The sequence below is a fragment of the Planotetraspora kaengkrachanensis genome, assembly GCF_016862895.1.
Lineage (GTDB): Bacteria > Actinomycetota > Actinomycetes > Streptosporangiales > Streptosporangiaceae > Planotetraspora > Planotetraspora kaengkrachanensis.
Map to the genome: position 1 here is coordinate 44,190 of NZ_BONV01000015.1, position 16,342 is coordinate 60,531.

At 73.6% G+C, this 16,342-nt stretch carries 13 protein-coding genes; 7 read left to right on the forward strand and 6 right to left on the reverse strand.

The genetic code is table 11. The annotated features are described in order from the left end of the window. Nucleotides 1-20: 20 nt before the first annotated feature. Nucleotides 21-1,442, forward strand: a complete 1,422-nt coding sequence (locus tag Pka01_RS18360; RefSeq protein WP_203884016.1) for an acyl-CoA carboxylase subunit beta — start codon at nt 21-23, stop codon at nt 1,440-1,442. A 151-nt stretch (nt 1,443-1,593) separates the two neighbouring features. Here Pka01_RS18360 and Pka01_RS18365 read toward each other — a convergent pair whose 3' ends face one another. Then, nucleotides 1,594-2,091: a DUF3145 domain-containing protein gene (locus tag Pka01_RS18365; RefSeq protein WP_239115098.1), complete on the reverse strand. Its 498-nt coding sequence runs from the start codon at nt 2,089-2,091 to the stop codon at nt 1,594-1,596. 204 nt (nt 2,092-2,295) lie between these two features. Here Pka01_RS18365 and Pka01_RS18370 point away from each other — a divergent pair, with 204 nt between their 5' ends. Genes Pka01_RS18370 through Pka01_RS18385 form a run of 4 tightly spaced genes read left to right on the forward strand, consistent with a single transcriptional unit; the run spans nt 2,296 to nt 6,789 of the window. After that, nucleotides 2,296-3,303, forward strand: coding sequence for a S8 family peptidase (locus Pka01_RS18370; protein WP_203884017.1), 1,008 nt, complete (start codon nt 2,296-2,298; stop codon nt 3,301-3,303). A 44-nt stretch (nt 3,304-3,347) separates the two neighbouring features. Further along, a complete protein-coding gene (locus Pka01_RS18375) occupies nt 3,348-3,869 on the forward strand; it encodes an RNA polymerase sigma factor (RefSeq protein WP_203884018.1) in 522 nt (173 codons plus the stop codon). After that, nucleotides 3,866-4,342, forward strand: coding sequence for a hypothetical protein (locus Pka01_RS18380; RefSeq protein WP_203884019.1), 477 nt, complete (start codon nt 3,866-3,868; stop codon nt 4,340-4,342). Before Pka01_RS18375 ends, Pka01_RS18380 begins: the two co-directional genes overlap by 4 nt. After that, on the forward strand, nt 4,321-6,789 hold the full coding sequence (locus tag Pka01_RS18385; protein ID WP_203884020.1) for a CHAT domain-containing protein: 2,469 nt from the start codon (nt 4,321-4,323) through the stop codon (nt 6,787-6,789). The genes Pka01_RS18380 and Pka01_RS18385 overlap by 22 nt, the downstream gene beginning before the upstream one ends. A gap of 19 nt (nt 6,790-6,808) precedes the next feature. Here the strand turns inward: Pka01_RS18385 and Pka01_RS18390 are convergent, their stop codons facing one another. From Pka01_RS18390 to Pka01_RS18405, 4 genes are all read right to left on the reverse strand, one after another. Beyond that, nucleotides 6,809-7,621 carry a sulfurtransferase gene (locus Pka01_RS18390; protein ID WP_203884021.1) on the reverse strand — a complete coding sequence of 271 codons (813 nt, stop codon included), beginning with the start codon at nt 7,619-7,621 and terminating at the stop codon, nt 6,809-6,811. Between the two features lie 75 nt (nt 7,622-7,696). Next, nucleotides 7,697-8,863 (reverse strand): alkaline phosphatase family protein, encoded by a 1,167-nt coding sequence (locus tag Pka01_RS18395; protein ID WP_239115099.1) that lies wholly within the window; start codon nt 8,861-8,863, stop codon nt 7,697-7,699. Nucleotides 8,864-8,893: 30 nt separating this feature from the next. Beyond that, a complete protein-coding gene (locus tag Pka01_RS18400) occupies nt 8,894-9,484 on the reverse strand; it encodes a DUF5998 family protein (RefSeq protein WP_203884022.1) in 591 nt (196 codons plus the stop codon). A gap of 57 nt (nt 9,485-9,541) precedes the next feature. Then, nucleotides 9,542-12,184 (reverse strand): bifunctional acetate--CoA ligase family protein/GNAT family N-acetyltransferase, encoded by a 2,643-nt coding sequence (locus tag Pka01_RS18405; RefSeq protein WP_203884023.1) that lies wholly within the window; start codon nt 12,182-12,184, stop codon nt 9,542-9,544. 298 nt (nt 12,185-12,482) lie between these two features. Here Pka01_RS18405 and Pka01_RS18410 point away from each other — a divergent pair, with 298 nt between their 5' ends. Beyond that, complete coding sequence (locus Pka01_RS18410) at nt 12,483-13,376, forward strand: carbohydrate kinase family protein (RefSeq protein WP_203884024.1); 894 nt, start codon at nt 12,483-12,485, stop codon at nt 13,374-13,376. Nucleotides 13,377-13,504: 128 nt separating this feature from the next. Here the strand turns inward: Pka01_RS18410 and Pka01_RS18415 are convergent, their stop codons facing one another. Continuing rightward, nucleotides 13,505-15,613 (reverse strand): RecQ family ATP-dependent DNA helicase, encoded by a 2,109-nt coding sequence (locus Pka01_RS18415; protein ID WP_203884025.1) that lies wholly within the window; start codon nt 15,611-15,613, stop codon nt 13,505-13,507. 110 nt (nt 15,614-15,723) lie between these two features. Between Pka01_RS18415 and Pka01_RS18420 the strand changes: the two genes are divergently transcribed. Then, complete coding sequence (locus tag Pka01_RS18420; RefSeq protein ID WP_203884026.1) at nt 15,724-16,299, forward strand: GNAT family N-acetyltransferase; 576 nt, start codon at nt 15,724-15,726, stop codon at nt 16,297-16,299. Nucleotides 16,300-16,342: the final 43 nt, after the last annotated feature.

Below are 16,342 nucleotides of genomic sequence, written 5' to 3' on the forward strand. Positions count from 1 at the left end.
GTTTGAGCAAGGAGTCTCGTATGACTGTGCTCGACGACGGGACGGTGACCGGGGATTCCGAACAGGAGCCTGTCGATCCCCGCGACCCCAGGGCGCGCCTCGGCCACCTTCTGGACGAGGGCTCCATCCGGTTGATCTCCCCTGAGGACAAGAGCGGCGTGCTGGCCGTCACCGGCCGCGTCGAGGGAGTCCCCGTCGTCGCCTTCTGCAGCGACGCCCGTTTCCAGGGCGGCGCGATGGGCGCCGAGGGGTGCGAGCACATCGTCCATGCGTACGACGTGGCCGTGCGCGAGCGGGTCCCCGTCATCGGGGTGTGGCACTCCGGCGGCGCGCGACTCGCCGAGGGCGTCGAGTCGCTGCACTCGGTGGGCCGCGTGTTCGCCGTGATGACGAAGGCCTCCGGGGTCGTCCCCCAGATCTCCGTCGTCGTCGGCCCGGCGGCGGGGGGCGCGGCCTACGGGCCCGCGCTGACCGACATCGTGGTCCTCGCCGACAACGGCCGCATCTTCGTCACGGGACCCGACGTCGTCCGCAGCGTCACCGGCGAGCAGATCGACATGGCGGCGCTCGGCGGGCCGGAGCCGCACAGCAAGCGCAGCGGCGTCGTCCACGTGGTCACCAAGAGTGAGCCTGAGGCGCTGCTCAGGGCCCGGCAGCTCGCCACCCTGCTCGGCCACCAGGGCCGGGGTCGCGGAGAGGTCGACGAGGTCGACTTCAGCACGCTGCTCCCCGACAACCCGCGCCGCGCCTACGACGTGCACCCGCTCGTCAACGGTCTGCTCGACGAGCCGGGCGTGGAGTTGCACCCCAAGTGGGCGCCGAACATCGTCACCACTCTCGGCCGTCTCGGCGGGCGAACGGTCGGCGTCGTCGCCAACAATCCGCTGCGGCTCGGTGGATGCCTCGACTCCGCCTCGGCCGAGAAGGCCGCCCGGTTCGTCCGGATGTGTGATGCGTTCGGCGTGCCGCTGATCGTGCTGGTCGACGTGCCCGGCTACCTGCCCGGAGTGGGCCAGGAGCACGAGGGCGTCGTACGGCGCGGCGCCAAGCTGCTGCACGCCTTCGCCGAGGCGTCCGTACCGAGGGTCACGCTGGTCACCCGCAAGGCGTACGGCGGCGCCTACATCGCGATGAACTCCCGGGCGCTCGGCGCGACCAGGGTCTTCGGCTGGCCCACCACCCAGGTGGCGGTCATGGGCGCGGTCGCGGCCGTCCGGGTCCTCAAGCGGCGCGAGCTCGCGGCGGTCTCCGAGGAGGAGCGGCCCGCGTTGGAGGCCCGCCTGGCCGAGGAGCACGAGAAGGTCGCCGGCGGTCTCCAGCGGGCCATCGATCTCGGAGTCATCGACGAGGTGCTCGAGCCGGCCAAAACGCGCGGGGCGATCGCCAGGCTCATCGCGCAGGCCACGCCGGCGCGCGGCGCCCACGGCAACATTCCGCTCTGATCCGGCAGCGGGTCCGGCGGTGAACCTTCGCTGATCCGAGTGCCGATTCGACGCCGAAGGCGCCGGTCCCGTGGGGGGGGCCGGCGCCTTCGGCGTCAGTCGTCGGACGTCGTCCGGCGGGGTGTCGCCGCCGGACCGGGTCAGTCGGGGATCACACGGCGGCGTGCAGCCAGCGGACCGGCGCGCCCTCGCCCGCGTAGCGGAACGACTCGAGCTCCTCGTCCCACTGCTTGCCGAGCAGACGGTCGAGCTCGTCCTCGATCACGGCGCGTCCCTGGGCGGCCATGAGCATGACGTTGCGCAGGCGATCCTCCGGGATGAGGATGTCGCCGTTCGCGCCCACCACGGCCGTGAAGGCGCCGAGCGACGGCGTGTAGGCGTGCCGGGAACCGTCCACGCCCGGTGAGGCGTCCTCGGTGATCTCGAAGCGGATGCGCTGCCAGCCCATGAACGAGGACGTGATCGCGGCGGCCGTGCCAGGACGGCCTTCCCACTCCGCCTGGGCCCTTAAGGTCCCGGGCGCGGCGGGCTGAGCTGTCCACGTCAGGTCGACGGGTACGCCAATAACGCCTGCGACGGCCCACTCGATGTGCGGGCACAATGCAGGCTGAGCCGAGTGGACGTACAGGACGCCACGAGCAGCAGCCACCGGACCTCCCAAATCCCATGAGGTGCGCCTTCCCCAACGGCCTCATAGTTTGGGATGATCACAAGTTTCAAACGTTAGAGAGACTACCGTCCGTCGTGGCCCGGCACCAGAGGGAGGTCATAGCGAATCAGGCTTGTTAACGCTCCGGATCGGGAAAGCCGCCTATCGTGATCGACTCGTGACTCCCTCGCGAAGGACGTCCGGATGCGCGCCACGCTGGTAGAACACCTCCCCGACCGGCCCGCCCTCATCCGGCCCGGCGAACTCCTCACCTCCTCACCGGACGCCGCGGCCCGCTGGGCCGACGACGCCGCCCCGGCCGGCCCCCTCCACCATGTACGGCTGTCGCCCGGCGTGGACGTGCTCGACCTCACCGCCACGCTTCGGGACGGGGGCCACGTGGCGTCGCCCAACCACCTCATCGTGGGCCAACCGCTGTACTTCGGCGGGCCGGGCGGCAGGCCCACGCCCGCGGCCGCCGTGCCGTACGAGAAGGGGGAGCCCTGTGACGTCACCGTCGGCGTCCTGGACACTGGCCTGGCACCCCATCCGTGGCTGCTCGACTGGTACCGGGACGACATCGCCGAGACTCCGGACGCCGACGGGGACGGCGCGCTCGACGAGCAGGCCGGGCACGGCACGTTCGTCGCCGGGCTGATCCTCCAGCAGGCCCCCGGCGTGCGCCTGCGCGCCCTGCGCCTGCTGGACAGTCACGGCGTCGGCGACGAGGCGGCGCTGCTGCGCGCACTGACCCGGCTGCGGCACGACCGGGTCGACGTCCTCAACCTCTCCTTCGGGGGCCACACCTTCGACGACCGGCCTCCCGCGGGCCTTGAGGACGCGCTGGCCGCCTTTCCCGCCGCGGTCGCCTGCGCGGGCAACACCGGCTCCTCCCGCCCTTTCTGGCCCGCCGCGCTGCCCGGCGTGCTCGCGGTGGGCGCCCTCGACGGGGACGCGAGGGCGGAATTCTCCGGGCACGGCCCGTGGGTGGACGCCTGGGCCGAGGGCGTCGGCCTGAAGAGCAGCTTCGTCGACCACTCCGGCTTCCGCGGCTACGCGGCCTGGAGCGGCACGTCGTTCGCGACCGCGATCGTCGCGGGTGCCGTCGCCCGCCTGTGCAGGGACATGCCGCCCCGCGACGCCGTACGGCACGTGCTCGAGGGCGGGCGGCGAATTCCGGATCTCGGGGTCGTGGTCACTCAGGATCGGTAGTGTGCTCACGCACCGTTCCCCCCTCGATGCGCGAAGTGACGTCCATGACCGTAGAAGAGCCCCTCGCCCGCCTCGACCAGGCCGCGTGGGAAGACCTCGTCGCCCGCTTCGGCGGCCGGATGTGGGCGGTCGCCCGTGCCCTCGGGCTGTGCCCCGCCGACGCCGCCGACGCGGTCCAGGGAGCCTGGTTGCGGATGGTCGAGAACCTCGACGGAATCCGCGATCCCGAGCGGATCGGCGCGTGGCTCGTCACCACCACCCGGCACGAGGCGCTCCGGCTGAGCCGCCGGCGCCGGGGAGAGGTGACGGCGGGTCACGACCTGCCCGAGGCCGTGCTGCCCGACCCGTCCGCGGCCGTCGTCGACGCCGACTTCGGCCGGCACGCCTGGGAACGGCTCGACACCCTCGGCGAGCCCTGCCGCTCGCTTCTGCGGCTGTCCGTGCTCCGGCCGGAGGCGACCTACGCCCAGATCGCGATCCGCCTCGACCTGTCGCCGGGCAGCATCGGCCCGACCCGGGCGCGGTGCATGTCGCGGCTGCGCGGCCTGCTGGAGGAGCCCGCATGAGGGACGAGTACCTGCTCGCCGCGCTGCGGCTGGCCGCCGGCGCCGACCCGGTGCCCGGCCGGGTCGGCGCCGACGCCCGAGCGGCCTTCCACCTACGCCTGCCCGGAGGGGTCGTCGCGGCGCCCGTCGAGGTCCGCGGGCCGACGGGCGCCAGGTCCGGCGGTGGGACGCCGGACGCGCCGGACGACGACGGGCCGGGGATGCACCGGTTCGCGGTGGCCGGGCTCGTCATCGACGTGGAGGCCGTCGTCGCCGACGGGCGCCTGGAGGTGGCCGGACAGGTCTCCCCCGCTCCCGGCCCCGATGCCGGCTGGCAGGCCGAGATCCGCACGGCGCACGTATGCAAGACGCGCGACCTGTCGGAGAACGGACGGTTCGCCGTGGGCGGCCTGCCCACGGGCTGGGTCAGCGTGGTCTGCCACCGTCCCGGCGAGCCGCCGGTGTCCACCCGGTGGCTGCACGTCCGCTCGTGACAGGTCCCGAGCCCGCCTCGGAGGGCGTGCCGCCGGGCCGCCCGGAGACGCCGGAGCGTGCCGCCGCCCTCGTGGCGCGTGCGGAGGCCGCCGTCCTGCTCTCCGGCACCGATCCGCGAGTCGCGCTGGCGGAGGCGAGAGCCGTACTGGCGGAGACGGCGGGCGGGCCGTGCCCGGAGGCGCTCTCGGTCGCGTTGCGCGCGTCGGCTCTGGCCACGAGGGAACTGGGCGACCTCACCCTCGCCGAGGAGCGGCTGCAGCAGGCGATCACGGCAGCGGAGGGGCTGCCGCGACGCGTGGCGCAGGCCAGGATGTCCCTGGTGACGGTCCGCGCCCAGCTCGGGGATCCCGAAGGCGGGCTGCGCCTGGCCGACCTGGCGGAGCGGGACCTCACGGGCGGCGATCTGGCCCGGCTCGGCGTGCAGCGCTCGGTGGCGCTCATCCTCCTCGGCCGCCACGGGGAGGCCGTCCGCCACTGCGACGACGCTATCGAGTCACTTGACCGCGACCCCAAGTTCCAGGCGGGCGGCCTGCTCAACCGGGGTCTGGCGCACACCTTCCTCGAGGAGTACGGCGCGGCTGAGGCCGACCTGTCGGCGTGCGCGAAACTGGCCAGACGGTCGGGTCTCGACCACCTGGCGATGCTGGCCGAGGGCAACCTCCCCTTCGTCGCCGCCCGCCGGGGGGACGTCCCCGCCTCCTTCGAGCGGTACCACGCCGCCGAGTCGGCGTTGTCCGGCTATCCCGAGCGCCTGGCGGCGATGCGGACGGACTACGCGGAGGCGCTGCTGGCTGCGCGCCTGCCCGGTGAGGCGCGGGCCGTCGTCGAGCGGGCCGTGCCCGACCTGGTCGCGGCGGGAGCGCACGCGGCGCTTCCCGAGGCCCGGCTCCTGCTGGCCCGGGCGGAGCTGCTCACCGGCGACGGCCACCGGGCCGCCGCGACGGCGGGGACCGCGCTCGCCGAGCTCGCCGGGCAGGGCCGGTCGTCGTGGGCGTCCCTGGCGGAGGAGGTCCTGCTGCGCGCCCGCGTCCTCGAGGAGGAGCCCGGTCACGAACTGCTGGCCGACCTCCTCGCGTGCGCGGGACGCCTGGCCGGATCCGGGTGGACCGGCGACTCCCACGCGCTGCGGCTCACGGCCGCCGGCCTGGCCTGCAGGCTCGGCGACCTCGGGACCGCGCGGGAGCAGCTCGGCCGCCTCTCCGGATCTCCCGCCAGGACCGTGATCAGGCAGCACGCCGCGGCGATGCTCCTGCACCTCGACGGCGACCGTCCCGGCGCCCTGGAGGCCGCGGCGGCGGGACTCGCGTCGGTCGTGACCGGGGACGCGATCCGGGAGCAGGCGGCCCGGGTGCACGCGGCCCGTCCGGCGGAGGACCTCGCCGCGTTCGGTCTGCGGACGGCGCTCGGCGGCGGCGATCCCTGGAGCGTCCTCACCTGGGCGGAGCGGTGGCGGGCGATGGTCAGGGGCGTGCCCCCTCCCGCCGTCTTCACCCGCCCTTCCGCGACCGACGGCATCCTCGTCGAGCTGGTGCGGGACGAGGACGATCTCTGGGGGATCGCCGTCAGCTCGCGGGGCTGCGCGCTGCACTCGCTCGGGTCCTACACCGCCGCGGCCGAGGCGACCGTCCGGATCAGGTACGGCCTGCGCCGCCGCAACCTGCGGGACGCCGAGGCCGCGGGCGGGCTGGACCTCGAGCTGGAATCACTCGGCCGGCGGCTGCTCGGGCCGGTCGATCTGGGTGGCGGACCGGTGCTCGTCGTCCCCACCGGGTCGCTGTGCACGCTGCCGTGGCCGTTGCTTCCCCGCCTTCGCGGGCGGCCGGTGTCCGTGGCGGCCGAGGGCGCCTCCTGGCTCACCGCGGACCGGTCGTCCGGCGCGCGTGAGCCGTACGGCGCGCCTGTGGTCGTCGCACTGGCCGGCCCCGGCCTCGCCCACGCGGGTCCGGAGGCGGAGATGGTCGTCCGCACGCATCCGGGGGCCGAACGGGCCGCCGGGACGAGGGCCGGGATGCTCGCGGCGCTGGGGCGGGCCGACGTGCTCCACGTGGCGGCGCACGGCCTGTTCTCCCCGCGCAGCCCGATGTCGTCGCGGATCACGCTGGACGACGGCCCGCTCATGGCGTACGAGCTGCGGCGGCTCCGGGCCGTCCCGCGACTGGTGATCCTGTCCGCGTGCGACGCGGGGATGGCGCACGCGCCGGTGGACGGCGCCGTGCTCGGCCTGGCCGGCGCCTTCCTCGATCGCGGCACCGCCTGTGTGGTCGCCGGGGTCGCCCCCGTGCGTGACGACGAGGCCGCGGCCCTGATGACGGTCTTCCACGCCTTCCTCGGCGGCGGCCGCACCCCGGCGGAGGCGCTGGGCGCCGCCGCGGCGAAGACCGGAGTCGGCGGCTTCGTGTGCTTCGGCGCGGGAGACGAACGGGCGAGCGGACGCCGCAGTCTGTGAAGGAGGACCTGGACGCCTGTCAGCCCGTGGCGACCGGGCGGGAGGGGTCGGCCACCCAGTTGGACCAGGAACCGGCGTAGAGGGCGGCCGTGATGCCCGCCACCTCCAGAGCGAGGACCTCATGGGCGGCGGTGACGCCCGACCCGCAGTAGGCGCCCACCTGGACGCCGTCGACCACGCCCAGGGTGTTGAACCGCTCGCGCAGGAAACCCCGCGAGCGGAACCGGCCGCCGGGTTCGACGTTCTGCGCCGTGGGGGCGCTGACCGCTCCGGGGATGTGACCGGCCACCGGGTCGATGGGCTCGACCTCGCCCCGGTAACGCTCTCCGGCCCTCGCGTCGAGCAGGACCCCGCTCTCCGCGAGCGCGGCGGCCTGGTCCGCGTCGAGCAGCGGCATCCCGCCGGGGACCGCCTCGAAGTCACCCGGCGTCACGTCGTCGCGCTCCTTCACGACGGGCAGCCCGGCTCTGGCCCACGCCCGCAGGCCGCCGTCGAGCACACGGACGTCGCCGTGGCCGTAGTAGCGCAGCGTCCACCACGCGCGGGCGGCGGCCGTGGAGTCCGCGTCGTCGTAGACCACGACCGTTCGGCCTGCGGACACGCCGAGGCGGCGCATCGAGGCCTGGAACGCGTCGGCGGCCGGCAGCGGGTGCCGTCCGCCCGGGCCCGCCGGGGAGGCGAGGTCGGCGTCGAGGTCGCAGAAGACGGCGCCCGGGATGTGCCCCTCCGCGTAGGAGTCGGCCCCGGGAGGACCGCCGAGCCTCCATCGCACGTCGAGGATGGTGACCTCGTGGAGCGCGGCCAGCTCCTCCGGAGTGATCAGTGGGCTCATCGGAACATCCCTCCTGACGCGATGCGCCTCGTCATTGTGCCCCCCCTGCCCCGGGCTGAGCAGTCCGTGCGGCCGTCACCGGTGGATCCCGAGCAGGGGAACGGTCTGCTCGGCGGTCGTCAGCGACCCGTGGTAGCCGACGAGCGACGACTCGAGCGGCTCCGCCATCGACGCGACGATCGCGCAACCGCCGTACGGCACGGCCATGACGTCGCCGATCCGGCCGAGCCACTCCTTGCGCACCGTGCGGCCGAACCAGCCCTCGGCGACGGCCTCCTCGCGCGAGACCACCCAGGCGCGGCCGTGGAAGACCGCGCGCCACGTCTCGAGGACGGCGGCCGCCGCGCCGGGAGCGGTGTAGACGTGGCGGGCGCGGGCGTCGCCGCCCAGCATGACCACGCCCTCCTGGAGCACGGGCGACTCGTCCACGTCGACCTTGTCGACGGCGTTGATCATGCCGTGGTCGGCCGTCACGTACAGGGCCGACCCGGGCGGCAGCCCTTCGGCGATCCGCTCCGCCATGCGGTCGACGATGGCCAGTTGTTCCAGCCACTGGGCGCTGCCCCACCCGGTCATGTGGCCCATGCCGTCGAGCTCGCCGTAGTAGACGACCACGTAGGAGCTCTCCGCCAGTGCCCGCCGCACGCCCTCGACCCGATCGTCGACCGTCTCGGCCGCGTGGTGGCGCACGCCCCGGTAGACCGCCCGGGTCAGCCCGGTGCCGTCGAAGGCCGCCGGGGCGACGTAGACGGGACGGATCCCGTTGGCGTGCATCCGCTGGTAGACGGTGTCGGCCGGCTGCCAGACGTCGGGGTCGACGGGCAGGCCGGGAGCCGTCCAGCGCAGGCAGTTCAGCATCCGGCCCTCACCCGGGATCGCCATGGAGATGCCGATCATCCCGTGCTCGCCCGGCGGGGTGCCGGTGCCGAGCGTGGCCAGGCTCGTCGGGGTGGACGACGGGAAGCCCGCGGTGAGCGTCCGCCGCAGCTGCGCCGACAGGAACGGCGCCGCGCCGGGATGCGCGGCCAGCAGCTCGGCCCCCAGCCCGTCGACGAGGAACAGGCACACCCGTTCCGCGGGCTCCAGCCCGAGGACGTCGGTGGCGGGCATCCCCAGGGAGGCGAGCAGGGACTCCGGCAGATCCGCGAGCGAGGCCGTGCCGTACGCCGGGACGAAGGGCACGGCCGGCGGCGTGTCGGACACCGTCGTGGGCAGCGGACCAGGGATCCCCGGCTCTGTCACATCGCCTCCAGGCTCATTCGGTGCGGATCATCAGGTGGCGGCGCGGGCGGTGGCCTCCGAGAGCGCCTTGGCGAAGGCCAGCACGTGGACGACGGCCTCGGGGCCGTCGGCCGCCTCGCTCACCCGGAGCGAGAGGTCGTCGGCCGTGATCGCGCCGGTGTAGCCGTGGTCGGCCTCGCAGTTCTCGTCTCCGCAGGTGGCGGGCTCGAGATCGAGATGAGAGATGGCGCCCCACCCGATGGTGAGCGTGACCTCGCTGGGGGCGACCCCCGGCACGTAGGACGCCGGGTCGGGGACGACCCTGGTCACCGCGACCGACTGGATCCGGCTGAGCCGCACGGCCTCGGTGGTGGTGGAGGCGTGCGAGGCGGGCATGCCCTCGGCGGGAGGGTGTTCGTCGGTGTGGCAGACGAGCAGCCTGGTGGGCGAGAGCACCAGGACCGTGACGTGCCTGCGGACCTCCATCGCCGGGTCGAACGTGGCCTCGTGATGCACGACGTACGCCGTGACCTGCTCCTTGCCGAGTGCGGAGTCGACGGCGTCAGCCACCAGGTCGGGGTAGTAGCCGCTGCGGTCGATGGCCTCGCGCATGCCCGCGGCGGAGACTCGGGTTTCCCTCATGGGTCCATCCTGCCCTGTAAGGGACACCGGTTTCACACCCGAGCGGCTCCGCCCCCTTCAGCCCAGGCGGCGGGGGCCCCCGTCCGGGCGGAGGACGGCCGCGGGCCGCAGCACCGCGCGGGCGCCGAGGACCGTCACCCCGGACGTGCCCACCAGGACAGGGTCGAGCTCCATCCTGACCACCTCGGGCAGCGCGTCGGCCAGCAGCCCCACCCGGACGAGCAGTTCGCCGAGCGCCTCCACGTCCACCGGCGGGTAGCCGTACTGGCCGAAGAGCAGCGGCGCGGTGCGTACGGACCGGACCAGGCCTTCCGCGTCCTCCGCGGTGAGGGGGGCGAGGCGGTGCTCGCGATCGCCGAGGAGCCTGGCGGCGACCTCGGCCAGCCCGAAGGACACCACCCCGCCGAAGAGGCCGTCCTGGACCACCCCGACGACGGTGGGCACCGCTGGTTGCGGGGCCATCCGCTGGACGGCGAGGGTCGTCTCCGGCCCGAGCAGGGCGGCCAGGCCGGTGTAGGCCTGCCGGACGCCGGACGGCTCGCCGAGGCCAAGCCGGACGGTTCCGGCCCGCTGGGAGGCGCCGGGGCCGGTGGCCTTGACCACCACGGGCCAGCCGGCCCGCTCGGCCGCCGCGACGGCCTCGTCGGGCGAGGCGACCTCCTCCGCCGGCCACACCTCCACGCCGTAGCAGGCAAGCAGCCCCGTAGCGTCGATCTCCCGGTCCCCTCCGTCCTCGCCGACGGCGGCGGCGACCAGTTCCCTGGCTCCGGCGGCGTCGATGCCCCCGAGGGCGGGGACCGTCCCCGCGGGTTGTTCCCGCCAGCGGGCGTGCCGTACGACATGGGCGAGGGCGCGTACGGCCTCCTCCGGCGCGGGATAGGAGGGGATCGAGCCCTTTCCCGGTGCGCCGGGGGCGCCGGCGGCGTCCTGGGGTGACAGGGGGGTGCGCAGGGCGGCCGGCATGCCCATCTCGCCCTGGAAGGTGGCCAGCACCGGCTTGCCCGACTCCCGCGCCACCCGGAGCAGCGCGGCGGCGATCTCGCCGGACCCGCCGGGGATCGGGGGCATGTAGACGGCGACGGCCGCGTCCACTGTGGGGAGGACCTCCGTCAGCGCTCCGGCGAACTCGGCGGCCCTGGCCTGGGCGCCCAGGTTCACCGGTGGGGCAGGCTCCAGTCCGGCGGCGACGCAGGCCTCGACGGCGAGCAGCGCCAGCGCGTCGGAGTTGCTCACCACGCCGACCCGGGGACCCGCGGGAAGCGGCTGGTAGGCCAGTAGCTGGGCGACGTCGAACAACTGGGTGAGGTCGTCGACGCGGATCACCCCTGCCTCTTCGAACAGGGAGCTCAGCGCCGTGTCCGGCAGGCCCAGGTCGGGAGCGGCGTGGCCCCCCGGTACTCCGCGGCTCTTGACGACGACGATCGGCTTGCTCCGCGAGATCCGCCGGGCCAGGCGGGTGAACTTGCGAGGGTTTCCCAGGGACTCGAGGTAGAGCAGGATCACGTCGGTGTCGGGGTCCTCCTCCCAGTACTGGAGGAGGTCGTTGCCTGAGACGTCGGCGCGGTTGCCGGCGGACACGAAGGTCGAGATCCCCATGCCCCGCTGGGCCACCCTCTGCAGCAGGGCCGTGCCGAGCGCCCCCGACTGGCTGAAGAACCCGACCCGCCCGCGGCCGGGGAGGGCCTCGGCCAGGGTCGCGTTGAGCCGTACAGCGGGGTCGGTGTTGGCGATGCCGAGGCAGTTGGGGCCGACAACGCGCAGGCCGTACGCGCGGGAGATGCTGACGAGCTCCTCCTGGCGTAACCGGCCGTCGTCCCCGGTCTCGCCGAAGCCCGACGAGACCACGACGAGGCCCTTCACCCCCTTCTCCGCGCACTCCCTGACCACGTCGAGCACGCCCTCGGCGGGTACGGCGACGACGGCCAGGTCGACGTCGCCGTCGATCGCGGAGACGCTCTTGTACGCCCGGACGCCCGCGACGGCGCGCACGTGCCGGTGGACGGGGTACACCGGGCCGGAGAAGTCGGCGCCGAGCAGATTGCGCAGGACCGTCTGCCCGATGCCTCCGGGTTCCCTGCTGGCCCCGATGACCGCGACCGAGCCCGGCGTCAGCAGGCGTTCGATGGAACGGGCCTCGGAGCGGTGCTCGCGGGCGAGACGGACCTCGAGCGCGCTCTCCGTGGTCGCCAGGTCGAGAGTCATGCGCACGACGCCGTCCTCGAACTGGCTCTGCGCCGTGTAACCGGCCTGCCGGAGCACGCCCGTCATCCGGTGGTTGCCCGGCAGGATGTCGGCGATGAACGTCCTGATGCCGCGCTCTCGCGCCGCGGCCCTGAGGTGCTCCATCAGGACCGACGCCATTCCCCTGCCCTGATGGCGGTCCTCGACGAGGAAGGCGACCTCGGCGCTGTCCCCGCGCTCGACCCGGTCGTACCGTACGACCGCGACCATCTCGGTGCCGATCGTGGCGATGAGGGCGACGCGGTCGTCGTAGTCGACGTTGGTGAACCAGGCGACCTCCCTGTCGGTGAGCCGCGGCCTCGGGCCGAAGAACCTGAAGAAGATCGACTGCTCGGACAGCCGGGAGTAGAAGGAGCGCAGCAGGTCGGCGTCGTCCGGCCTGATCGGGCGCAGGTGTGCCGTGCCGCCGTCGGACAGGACGACGTCCGCCTCCCAGTGAGCGGGGTAATGAGGTCGCACGAACGAGAGGCTAGCGTTGTCCGGCTTTCTGTTGATTGAGGTGTTTCTTACTTTTACGAAACCCGGGCGTAACGTCCCCTTTGAACGGCCGGGATCGCGGGGGAAGAAGACAACTCTCCAGCTGGTGAGTTGGACAACGCTTGTGCATCGACTGCGCCCCGGTGTCCGCTCTCTGCCCCACGGCGCCTCCGGAAACTGTTAGGTTTCTTCGCGTCAGCCTCACAGCACGGAGAGGACGCCGCCCCTCCACAGGCGTCGGCGGACTCACCTCCACAGCAGTCGGCAAGGTGGTGACATCATGACGCGGGTCGTCGTGGTGGGCGATCTCATGACGGACGCGGTCGCCCGCGCCAAGTTCCCTCTCGCGAGGGCGAGCGACACCCCTGCCGTGGTGACAATGCACGGTGGCGGCTCCGGCGCCAACATCGCCTCCTGGCTGGCCGTGGAGGGCTCGGAGGTGGCCTTCATCGGACGCCGCGGCGCCGACATCACCGGCAGGAACCGCGACATGGAGCTCATGGGCTACGGCGTGGACGCCAGGCTCGTGATGGATCCCGAGCGGCCCACCGGCACCTGCGTCGTCCTCGTGACGCACAAGGGCGAGCGGACCATGCTCTCCGACCCGGGCGCGAACGCCGCCCTCTCCCCCGAGGACCTGCCCCGGGACCTGTTCACGGGCGGCAGCCACCTGCACATCTCCGGCTACACGCTGATCAACGAGGGCTCCCGCGACGCCGGCCTGGCCGCGCTGGATTTCGCCCGCCGCGCCGGGATGTCGATCTCGGTCGACTGCGCGTCCTCGGCGCCGGTCGAGCGCACCGGGGCGGAGCCGTTCCTCGAGTGGACCCACGGCGCCAAGCTGCTGTTCGCCAACATCGACCAGGCCAAGGTCCTGACCGGCCGCGACGAGCCCGAGGCCGCCGCCAAGGTGCTGACCGCCTGGTTCCCGCAGGTCGTGATCAAGCTCAAGGACGAGGGCTCGCTCTGGTACACCAACAACCGGGCGGAACCGGTTCGCGTGCCGGCCGAGTCGGTCGAGCGGGTGGTCGACGGCACGGGCGCCGGTGACGCGTTCACCGCGGGCTTCCTGCCCCAGTGGCTGGACGGCAAGCCGCCGGCCGAGGCGCTCGCCGCGGGCAACGCCCTGGCCGCCAAGTGCATCTCCAACCTCGGCGCCCGCCCCCGCCTCTGATCGGTCGTCCGGGACAGGCCCTCGCCGTCGGCGCGGGCCTGTCCCGTTTCCGGGCTCAGGTGCTTGTGCTGAGGAGCCCGGGCTCAGGCGCCCGGGCTTCGGCTGTGTCGGGCCCGGCTGGTTGGGGCTCAGTTGGTGGTGGCCAGCGCCAGGGGCATCACCGCGGGCGCGCCCGCGTGCCGGATCTGCGCCGCGGCCAGCGCCATGGTCCAGCCGGTGTCCACGCGGTCGTCGACGAGGAGCACGGGCCCGCCCAGCTCGGCGATCCTGCCGCCCAGCTCGCGCGGCATCGCGAGGGTGTGCCGGATCGCGGCCACCCGCTGGGCGCTGTTGTACTGACGGCCCGGGGAGCCGCTGCGATAACCCAGCTCGCCCAGGTAAGCCAGCCGTCCGATCCGCGCGATCCCCTCGCCGAGGCTGCGGACCAGTGTGGGACGGGAGGCCGAGGGGACGCTCACGACGGCGACGGGGCGCTGCTCCCACTTCCACGACGTCAGCACCGCGACGACCGCGGAGAGCACCTCGTCCGGCACGGGGGCGTCGCCCGCGGCGAGTATCTCCCTGAGGCGGGTGCCCCAGCCGATGTCGGTCAGCCGGCCGAGGGCGCGCCCGGGATCGGCCGACAGGTCCGGCTTGATCCGCCCCTTGAGGTCGGCCAGCCCGGTCGGCCACTGACGTCGCGGCTCGATCTCGATCCCCGGCCGCGTGAGGCGGGCGCGGGCGGCCTCCACGGCCTCCTGCGCGATCTCCGCGGAACGGTGGGCGCCGGTGCAGTTGTCGCATCGGCCGCACGGGGTCGCGGCCTCGTCGTCCAGGTGGCGGCGGAGGAACTCCTCCCTGCAGTCGGCCGTCGTGATGTAGGCGAGCATGGCGTCCTGTTCCGCCTTGCGCTCCGCCGCTACGCGCGCGTAGCGGTCGGCGTCGTAGGTCCAGGACTCGCCGGTCGCCTCCCAGCCGCCCTTGACCCGGCGGACCGCGCCGTCCACGTCGAGGACCTTGAGCATCATCTCCAAGCGGGTGCGGCTGAGGTCGACGCGCGTCTCCAGCGCGGCGGTCGACGTGATCTCCCCTGCCGCGAGCGTGTCCAGCGTGGCGCGGACCACCGGCTCGGGCGGGAACGCCAGCGAGCCGAAGTAGCTCCAGATCTCCTGGTCCTCGGTGCCGGGCAGGAGGATCACCTCGGCCTGCTCAACGCCGCGCCCCGCCCGGCCGACCTGCTGGTAGTACGCCACCGGTGACGCCGGGGCGCCCACGTGGACGACGAAGCCGAGGTCGGGCTTGTCGAACCCCATGCCGAGGGCCGAGGTGGCGACGAGCGCCTTGATCCTGTTGCCGAGCAGATCCTCCTCGGCGGCCAGCCGTTCGGCGGGCTCGGTCTGCCCGGTGTAGGCCGCGACCGGGTGCCCCTGCTCGCGCAGGTAGGCCGCGATCTCCTGGGCGGCCGCCACGGTCAGCGTGTAGACGATCCCCGAGCCGGGCAGCTCGTGGAGCGTCCGCGCCAGCCACGCGAGCCGCTGCTCGGCGCCGCGGAGCCGTACGACGCCGAGATGGAGGCTCTCCCGCTCCAGCGGACCCCGCAGGACCAGGACGTCGTCGAGCTCGGCCTCCTCCGGATCCGCGACGACGGCCAGTTGTTCGGCGACGTCACGGGTGACCCGCGCGTTGGCGGTCGCGGTGGTGGCGAGCACGGGGATGCCCGGCGGGAGCTCCGCGAGCAGCGTGCGGAGCCTGCGGTAGTCGGGGCGGAAGTCGTGCCCCCAGTCGGAGATGCAGTGGGCCTCGTCGATGACGACGAGGCCGGCGCTCTCGGCGAGCTCGGGGAGGACCTGGTCGCGGAACTCGGGGTTGTTCAGCCGTTCGGGGCTGACCAGGAGCACGTCGACCATGCCCTCTGCGACCTGTGCGTAGGTCTTCTCCCACTCTTCGGGGTTGGCCGAGTTGATGGTGGCCGCGTGGATGCCGGCCCGCTCCGCCGCGGCGATCTGGTTGCGCATGAGCGCGAGCAGCGGCGAGACGATGACCGTCGGGCCCTCGCCCAGCTCGCGCAGCAAGGCCGTCGCGATGAAGTAGACGGCGGACTTGCCCCAGCCCGTGCGCTGGACGACCAGTGCCCGTCGGCGGTCGACCACCAGGGCCTTGATCGCAGCCCACTGGTCGTCGCGCAGGCGCGCGCCCTCACCGGCCAGCGCCCGCAACCGCTCTTCGGCCTCTTCCCTCAGGGACTCCTCTTCGCTCACCCGGTCATTGGTACCAGGTTCAGGTGACGAACCGCCTCCGTACCCGAGGTCCCCGTCTGCGAGGGGCGTCCGCCGAATGGGCGAGATGTCATGGTTTGATAAGCCCTGCTATGGACGTCACCACGTGGTATCTCGAACAGACCGGCCCCGGCGACCTGCGCCCCGGCCGCCCGCCCTCCGATCCCGCCGAGATCGTCCGCGCGGAACACCCGAGCCCGGAGTTCAGCCGGTTCCTCTACACCGCGGTGGGCGGCGACTGGCAGTGGACCACGCGGCTGACCTGGACCTGGCGGCAGTGGATGGACTGGCTCAGCCGTCCCGGCCTCGAGACCTGGGTCGCCTGGTCACAGGGGACGCCCGCCGGATACGTGGAGCTCGCCGCCCAGGACGAGGGCTCGGTGGAGATCACCAACTTCGGGCTTCTGCCGTTCGCCATCGGGCGGGGCCTCGGCGGGCACCTGCTGGCAACCGGCGCCGCCCGCGCCTGGGACCTCGCCGACCGCTGGCCCGGCCGCGAGAAGACGCGCCGCGTCTGGGTGCACACCTGCTCTCTGGACAGCCCGGCGGCCCTGGCCAACTACCAGGCCCGCGGCTTCCGGATCTACGACGACAAGCTGAACGTGCCCGGCGACGAGGACGAGGGCGTCACGCCGGGTCCGTGGCCGGGGGCGGGACCTCGCGGCTGACGCCGTCCCGCATGACCGCGACGCCCGGCGGGCGAACTCCGCC

Bases quoted from the DNA above. Each gene is read 5' to 3' on its own strand.
- Pka01_RS18360 (WP_203884016.1), top strand. From the start codon at position 21: ATGACTGTGCTCGACGACGGGACGGTGACCGGGGATTCCGAACAGGAG.
- Pka01_RS18375 (WP_203884018.1), top strand. From the start codon at position 3,348: ATGACCGTAGAAGAGCCCCTCGCCCGCCTCGACCAGGCCGCGTGGGAA.
- Pka01_RS18410 (WP_203884024.1), top strand. From the start codon at position 12,483: ATGACGCGGGTCGTCGTGGTGGGCGATCTCATGACGGACGCGGTCGCC.
- Pka01_RS18420 (WP_203884026.1), top strand. From the start codon at position 15,724: ATGGACGTCACCACGTGGTATCTCGAACAGACCGGCCCCGGCGACCTG.
- Pka01_RS18380 (WP_203884019.1), top strand. From the start codon at position 3,866: ATGAGGGACGAGTACCTGCTCGCCGCGCTGCGGCTGGCCGCCGGCGCC.
- Pka01_RS18370 (WP_203884017.1), top strand. From the start codon at position 2,296: ATGCGCGCCACGCTGGTAGAACACCTCCCCGACCGGCCCGCCCTCATC.
- Pka01_RS18390 (WP_203884021.1), bottom strand. From the start codon at position 7,621: ATGAGCCCACTGATCACTCCGGAGGAGCTGGCCGCGCTCCACGAGGTC.
- Pka01_RS18400 (WP_203884022.1), bottom strand. From the start codon at position 9,484: ATGAGGGAAACCCGAGTCTCCGCCGCGGGCATGCGCGAGGCCATCGAC.